The sequence below is a fragment of the Flectobacillus roseus genome (assembly GCF_030056595.1).
Lineage (GTDB): Bacteria > Bacteroidota > Bacteroidia > Cytophagales > Spirosomataceae > Flectobacillus > Flectobacillus roseus.
Genome location: NZ_JASHIF010000022.1, coordinates 157151 through 163820, shown reverse-complemented (window position 1 = coordinate 163820; position 6670 = coordinate 157151). Strand labels below are relative to the sequence as shown.

The window sequence follows — 6670 nt, the reverse complement described above, 5'->3', positions numbered from 1 at the left end:
TTTTTGACGTAGCTCAAGGTAAAAGAGGATTAAATGCCGTTAATGTAAAGTTGGCTTAATATATAAGATATAACTGATCATTTCTTTTAAGCACGCCTTTCGAGGTGTGCTTTTTTTTTGTCCTAATAAGATGACTATCAATTAATTTGTTTCGTGATATATTACTCTTACCTTTGGTTTAATGAGTAAGCAAAAATAATAGATGAATTTCTCTCTAAAGATATTTTACTTTTATTGTCTCCGACCGACTTCCCTTCTTATTATGCTCCTCTAAGATTTCGTCCATCATTTTAACAGCTCCGAATAGAGCCTTAGGCTATGATAAAAAAAGATAAGAAAGTAAAAGAGAAAAAAGATTTGAGTAGCTACATCACATGTCTTATTCAAGACCCTGTGAAAGATTTTACGATTTCATTTGATCGTGCTCTTTTGGAAAAAAAGAGGGAGAAATATGGGGATAAATTGATTTTCAATCCTGCTTAGACTAACAAAGAAGAAGTGATTTAGAAAAATATATGGGCAGAAAAAAAGAGTGTTTGAAACAAACACTCTTCATGGAATTAATTAGTTGGCCAATTTGGCAATTTGAACAGCTTTAGGTCCTTTGCTTGAAGGTTCAACCAAAAACTCTACTTGGTCTTGTTCCTTAACTGGCTCTTTCAAATCATTTGCGTGAAAGAATATTTTTTTCTTAGATTTACTATCAATGATAAAACCAAATCTTTTTTGAGTATTAAAGAACTCAACTATTCCTTGATGCGCAGTTTTATCTGCTGGACCTCTTTCGTATCTATCTGATTTTTTTCCCGAAGCGGCATTATCCTCACTTCCCGCAGGTTTTGGAGGCGTAGTTGTTAGATTTCCATATTCATCAACGTAAGCTAACATCTCAGAAAAGTCTTTCCCTTTGTTAGAGTTAGTTTTTCTGTCTTCTCTCTTGTCATCTTTCTCTTGACGTTTTTTACGTTTTTTGGATTCTCTGTCTTTTTTGTTTGCCGTTATTTGGGAACTGCTCATATTGGAGGGGTTAAAATGTGATGTCAATCAATATTGACTATACCTGAAGATAGAGAACCAGTATTGCATAAGGGGGTCATATTAAAATATTTCATTCCAAAAGCTAGTGTGTTACGTCTATCTTACAAAGATAGAAGAATTATATGGGATTATGCTGTATTGAAAGCGAAACATACTGGCTATTGAAATAATAAATTCCCTAACATAAATATAACTACCTCTTTTCAGTGTTGTATGTATTTAACTGGAATATTAGCAAAATATTATTTTTTTGAGAAAAACAATAAATTAAAAAAGTTACCAAATCAGGATAAAAGGGCATATTAATTCGTTTATATTGGGGCACTTTTAACTATCCTCAATTTTACTATGTCAGAAAACTTACAAAATTCAAGGAGAGATTTTCTCAAAAAAGGCGCAGCTGCGGCAGTTGGGAGTTTCTTTATTGTTCCTCGCCATGTGTTAGGTAAGGGATTTATTGCTCCAAGTGACAAACTCAATATTGCAGCTATTGGTGCTGGCGGAAAAGGTCAATCAGATATTATTAATGCTTACAACAATGGTGCTTCCAATGTTGTAGCACTTTGTGATGTGGACTGGGCAAGAGCTAAAACTGCTATTGAAAAATTTCCGAACGCCAAAAAGTTTAGAGATTTCAGAGTAATGCTAGACCAAATGAAGTCTGACATTGATGCTGTAACTATCTCAACACCAGACCACTTCCATGCCTACGCGGCTATGGCATGTATGCAGATGGGCAAGCACGTATATGTGCAAAAGCCTTTGACGCACAACATTGCCGAGGCTCGTATGCTTACCAAAGCAGCAAGAAAGTACAAAGTAGTAACTCAAATGGGTAACCAAGGTTCATCAAACCCGCTTCAACAAGTAGCTAGCAAATGGTTTGATGATGGAAAAATTGGGACTGTTCATACGGTAAATATTTGGACGAACCGCCCAGTTTGGCCACAAGGTATTCCTGTTCCAACTGAAAAGCCTGCGCTAATCGACTCAATGTCACCTGCAGATTGGGATGTTTGGGTTGGACCAGCTCAGTGGGTTGATTATCATCCTCTTTATCATCCATTCAAATGGAGAGGTTGGTGGAACTTTGGTACTGGCGCTTTGGGAGATATTGGTTGCCATACCATTGATTCGGCATTCCGTATTTTGGGCTTGAGTTACCCAACAGAGGTAGAATGTAGCGTAGGAGCGGTATTTATCAAAGACTGGACTCCTGAGTATATTCCTGAAGGTTGTCCTCCGTCTTCGCACGTAGAAATCAAATTCCCAGCGACCAAGAAAAACAAATCTGCTGTGAAAATGATTTGGATGGATGGTGGTATTCGTCCTATGCACCCAGATTTGATTCCTGCCAATACACCGATTAGTGATGATGGCGGCGCTAATGGTATTATTTTGACTGGTACAAAAGGTATCATGACCATTGGTATGTATGGTAACAATCCGAAAATCTACTTGAATAATGGTGAAGTTATCGATACGCCAAAATTGACTAACGATCTCAAGCTACCAGAATATGGTCACCAAGTAAGTTGGACAAATGCTTGTAAAGCTGGTTTTGCGAGTAAAGAGCACAAGGAACTTTCTTCATCATTTGACTATTCAGGCCCACTTACAGAAACGGTATTGATGGGTAATTTAGCAATTCGTAGCTATATGTTACGTAAGAAAAATGAAAAAGGTGGATTTGACTTCTACGGTCGTAACAAGTTGTTGTGGAACGGTGAAGATATGAAGATTACTAACTTCGACGATGCTAACCAGTTTGTGGGTCGTACCTATCGTGAGGGTTGGAAAGTAGTTGATGCGTAGGTAAACAAGTGTCTCATGCTTTTAATAAACCGAGTACAATAATCGTAATCTTATAAAAAAACGGAGGTGCCATCACCTCCGTTTTGCTTTTTAGCATTTTCATGAATTATGCGAATCAAAAAATTATTCAGCATTCAAAACTCGCAACTCAGCACTCATACTTAGTATCTGATTGACCAAAATGGATTGACCTCTTCTTTGAATTTATCTTTGACATGCTTTTCTATCATTTGCTGATACTTTGCTTCGTTGATTTTACTTCCTTTCAATTTTTTGGGCAAATCTAATTCTGTTGTAAGCTTTTTGAATTCGATCTTCGAGGCTGCAATCACACAAGCACCATCATTTATATCTAGCTCAAGTATTAGCCCAGGCAAACCCCAAAGTCTTTCTGGTCCTGCTTTAGCTTTTATATCTTGAGCAAACCACGCCACTATTACTTGGTTTTTGATGGGATCTTTGATTTGCGCCTTCATACAAATATGACCAGCTACTTCCTTAATATCATTCAGAATCTTCCATTGAGGGCGTTCTAGACTATCCTCAACCACATAGGTTTTCCCAACAAAATCAATTACGTCTGTGAATATCTCATTTTCGAAGTCTCTATAAATCACAAACTGCTCTTTCCGCCAAGAATATCCATTGGTATTTTCTTCCTTTTCCTCGTATTTTGAACCTTTAGGACTAAAAAATAACGTATATGTTTGAGTACTAACATCGATATTCCCAAACATATAGGCATTTTTCTCTTTTTGTTGCTTACTCAAAAAGGTCATTTGGTCATTCATCTTCGTCCATGAGGTCGTTCGCTTAAAGGTAACTTCACCTTCATTTTTTTGTGCCTTTGCCCAAATCCCAAAGGCGAGCAAAAGGATTATCAATGTCATTTTTTTCATATAATTTGTGTCTATAATATCTAAATAGATTGAGAAATATTTTATCTAAAACATATTGTTATTCTTTTTCAATTTAGCATCGTGTCCTCGTACGTTATAAGTCAAACTCAACATGAAGTATCTAGCCAAAGTAAACGCTTGCTGATAAGTTACAAAGTTTTGAGAACCCGTTTGGGTGATGGCTTGGCGTCTGTTGAATACATCAAATGCGGCCAGACGCGCTTCTAAACGGTTATCTTTCATCAATAAGCGACGTACTGAAACATTTAAAATGGGGATGTTTTGAGAAAAGTTAAATCGATCGTTTTCATAGCCAGTATAATTGAAACTACTTTCTAAGAAAGTTTTCTTGATGAAACTCCATTTGGCATCAATATTCAATCCTTTGCTAATAATATTCTGATTTTGACGGGTTTCGATAGAATATTGAATATTGTTAATTGAATAATTTCCGCCTAAAGTCACAAATATCTTGTCGCTTGGAGTGATACTAAAACCGATGTTGGCTCCATAAGCATTACTGTTGGTAGTATTTAATACAGAGTTTACCAACGTTGGTGTTGTTGAAAAGGTGTAGTTTGCGCTTAGGTTGGTAGTCCATTTTGTTTTAATAATAGGGAAACTAGAATATAAGGTAGTTCTAAACGACTCGGCACCAGACATATTTTCAGGACGAGTACGTGTTACCAAATTAGCATCAACAGTTTGATTATAAACCACTTGATTAAGATAGTAATTGTAATTCATCCAAAGATTGATACTAGTAAAGTTGCTTTGATTAAAACGAGACAGACTTAAGCTGACATCATGCGATTTGGTTGGATTTAAGTTTTGATTTCCTTCTGTGATATAAAAAGGGTTGGTGTTTTGAATAACAGGCTGCAAAGCACTAATACTTGGTGCATTGACATTGATTCCATAACCAAATCGAATGTAGGTACTTTGTTGAGGATTGAAGGTTGCCGTAAAATTAGGGACAATAGCATCGTATTGTTTAGAAATCTGAGTTGTCAAATTTCCACCTTCGGTAGGATAAACCTTTCCTGACAAGTCATATCTCAATGCAGCCACACCGAGAGATAGGTTAATACCTTTCTTATTAAAACGTAAACCTGTTCCGATACGATTATAGGTAATTCGGTTTTCATAATAAGTACTCAAACTATCAAATCGTTGTGTTTCTATCAGGCCATTATAGGCATCGCGACCAACGTTTTGTTGGTTATTAGAAAAATTATAGAAGTTTTCCCAGAAAAAACGCTTTGAGAGTGGTTCCAAATAATTCAAACCTGCTTTTAACGTCAGTGTTCGGTTCGCATTTTGGTTAAGTTGAGCTATGGCACGAATTTGGTCGTTAGGATTGCTAGCTTCGAAGAACTGTGTCAATGAACGAATATTATCTGTTCCATCGGTAGTCGACCTTACAAATGAGCTACTAGCAGCAAATACTCGTCCCACCTTTTTGAATTTATGACGAAAAATAGCCGTACCATTTAGATTATACGCATTCAGGTTTGAGCTATTATTGAGATTGATACGGTTTTGTAATTCATTATTGTTATTGATGTATTCTTGACGAGTACCCACAGCACTATTCGAATTACTAAAACGTAAATTTGCTTTGGTAATCAAGGTATTTGTCGAATCAAGCATTTGTTCCCAGCGTCCACTTATGGAGTGGTTGGCTCTAAAACTTACTGTTGAACTGGTATCCAAAGTACTGAAAGAACCATTTTGAAGGAAGGTTCTTTTATTCTGATTTTGATCCAAATTCAATTTGGTTTGATTATATACATAACTGGTACTCAGCTTGGTTTTTTCATGTGTATAATTGTAGTTGACACCACCTCCCAAATTATTAGTAAATCCTTTTCCATTAAAACTACTCAACAAATCATCATCGCCACCAATAAAAAAGGCATCGCCACCACTTCCAAAACCAAAATCACCATTGTCGAAACTGCTGAAAGTATTATTTCCTTTAAACTCGCCATAGTCGCTCCAATTGACGCCCGTTTCGTTGATATTATTGGCATATCCAATGACTGAAAACTGTTCTTTTTTGTTAAAACGGTTGTAATTTCCTCTCAAAACTCCTCGGTCAGAAGTACCTACAGCGCCTGTAATTTTACCAAATTCTCCTTTTTTGAAGTTGTCCTTTAACTCCAAATTGATGGTTTTTTCCTTACTTCCATCGTCTACTCCAGTAATCGTAGCTTGGTCAGATTTGCGATTAAAAACTTGAATTTTTGAAATAGTTTCAGCACCTAAGTTTTTAGTAGCTGCTTTGGGGTCATCGCCAAAAAATGTTTTACCATCAACGGTCACTTTTTTAACATCATTTCCTTGTGCTTTAATATTTCCACTACCATCTACCTCAATGCCAGGCAGTTTACGTAATAAATCTTCGACAGTTGACCCTGGTGGAACCTTAAATGAAGCAGCATTATACTCGATAGTATCACCTTTGATACTCAAAGGCGCTTTAGCCGTTCTAACCACCACCTCTAATAATTCTTGTGAAATAGGCTTGATTTTGATAACACCCAAATCATTTACAGCCGTAGCGCTAGCAATGAGATGCTGTTGATACGGTAGAAAACCAACATAAGAGATTTTGAGGAGATAGGGGATGTTTTTAACATTTCTAAATTCAAAAACACCCTTATCGTTGGCGTTGCCAAAATTGACTAGAGATGAATCTGAGGGAGAAAGTAACATTACCGTGGCATCCGCCAAAACTGTAGAGTTCGTATCTTGAACAATACCTTTGATACTTATACGAGCAGGGTTTTGTGCATAAAGTTGTGTAATAGCGAGCAACAACAATACACTTAATAGGACTAGAATTCGATTCATAGGTCTGATTTTAGATTTAATGGAGGCAAAGAAAGCATTTTGTTTTCTTGATAGAACAA

At 36.5% G+C, this 6670-nt stretch carries 5 protein-coding genes; 2 read left to right on the top strand and 3 right to left on the bottom strand.

What is annotated here, in order from left to right; genetic code table 11:
- Positions 1-318 precede the first annotated feature (318 nt).
- Positions 319-483 (top strand): hypothetical protein, encoded by a 165-nt coding sequence (locus tag QM524_RS21545; RefSeq protein WP_166577609.1) that lies wholly within the window; start codon positions 319-321, stop codon positions 481-483.
- 81 nt (positions 484-564) lie between these two features.
- Here QM524_RS21545 and QM524_RS21540 read toward each other — a convergent pair whose 3' ends face one another.
- Positions 565-1017, bottom strand: a complete 453-nt coding sequence (locus tag QM524_RS21540) for a cold shock domain-containing protein (RefSeq protein WP_283346172.1) — start codon at positions 1015-1017, stop codon at positions 565-567.
- A 369-nt stretch (positions 1018-1386) separates the two neighbouring features.
- On the opposite strand from QM524_RS21540, the gene QM524_RS21535 reads away from it, so the two are divergent.
- On the top strand, positions 1387-2853 hold the full coding sequence (locus QM524_RS21535; protein ID WP_095163823.1) for a Gfo/Idh/MocA family protein: 1467 nt from the start codon (positions 1387-1389) through the stop codon (positions 2851-2853).
- Between the two features lie 161 nt (positions 2854-3014).
- On the opposite strand, the gene QM524_RS21530 is transcribed toward QM524_RS21535, so the two are convergent.
- On the bottom strand, positions 3015-3743 hold the full coding sequence (locus QM524_RS21530) for a GLPGLI family protein (protein WP_283346171.1): 729 nt from the start codon (positions 3741-3743) through the stop codon (positions 3015-3017).
- 54 nt (positions 3744-3797) lie between these two features.
- Positions 3798-6611: a TonB-dependent receptor gene (locus QM524_RS21525; RefSeq protein ID WP_283346170.1), complete on the bottom strand. Its 2814-nt coding sequence runs from the start codon at positions 6609-6611 to the stop codon at positions 3798-3800.
- Positions 6612-6670: the final 59 nt, after the last annotated feature.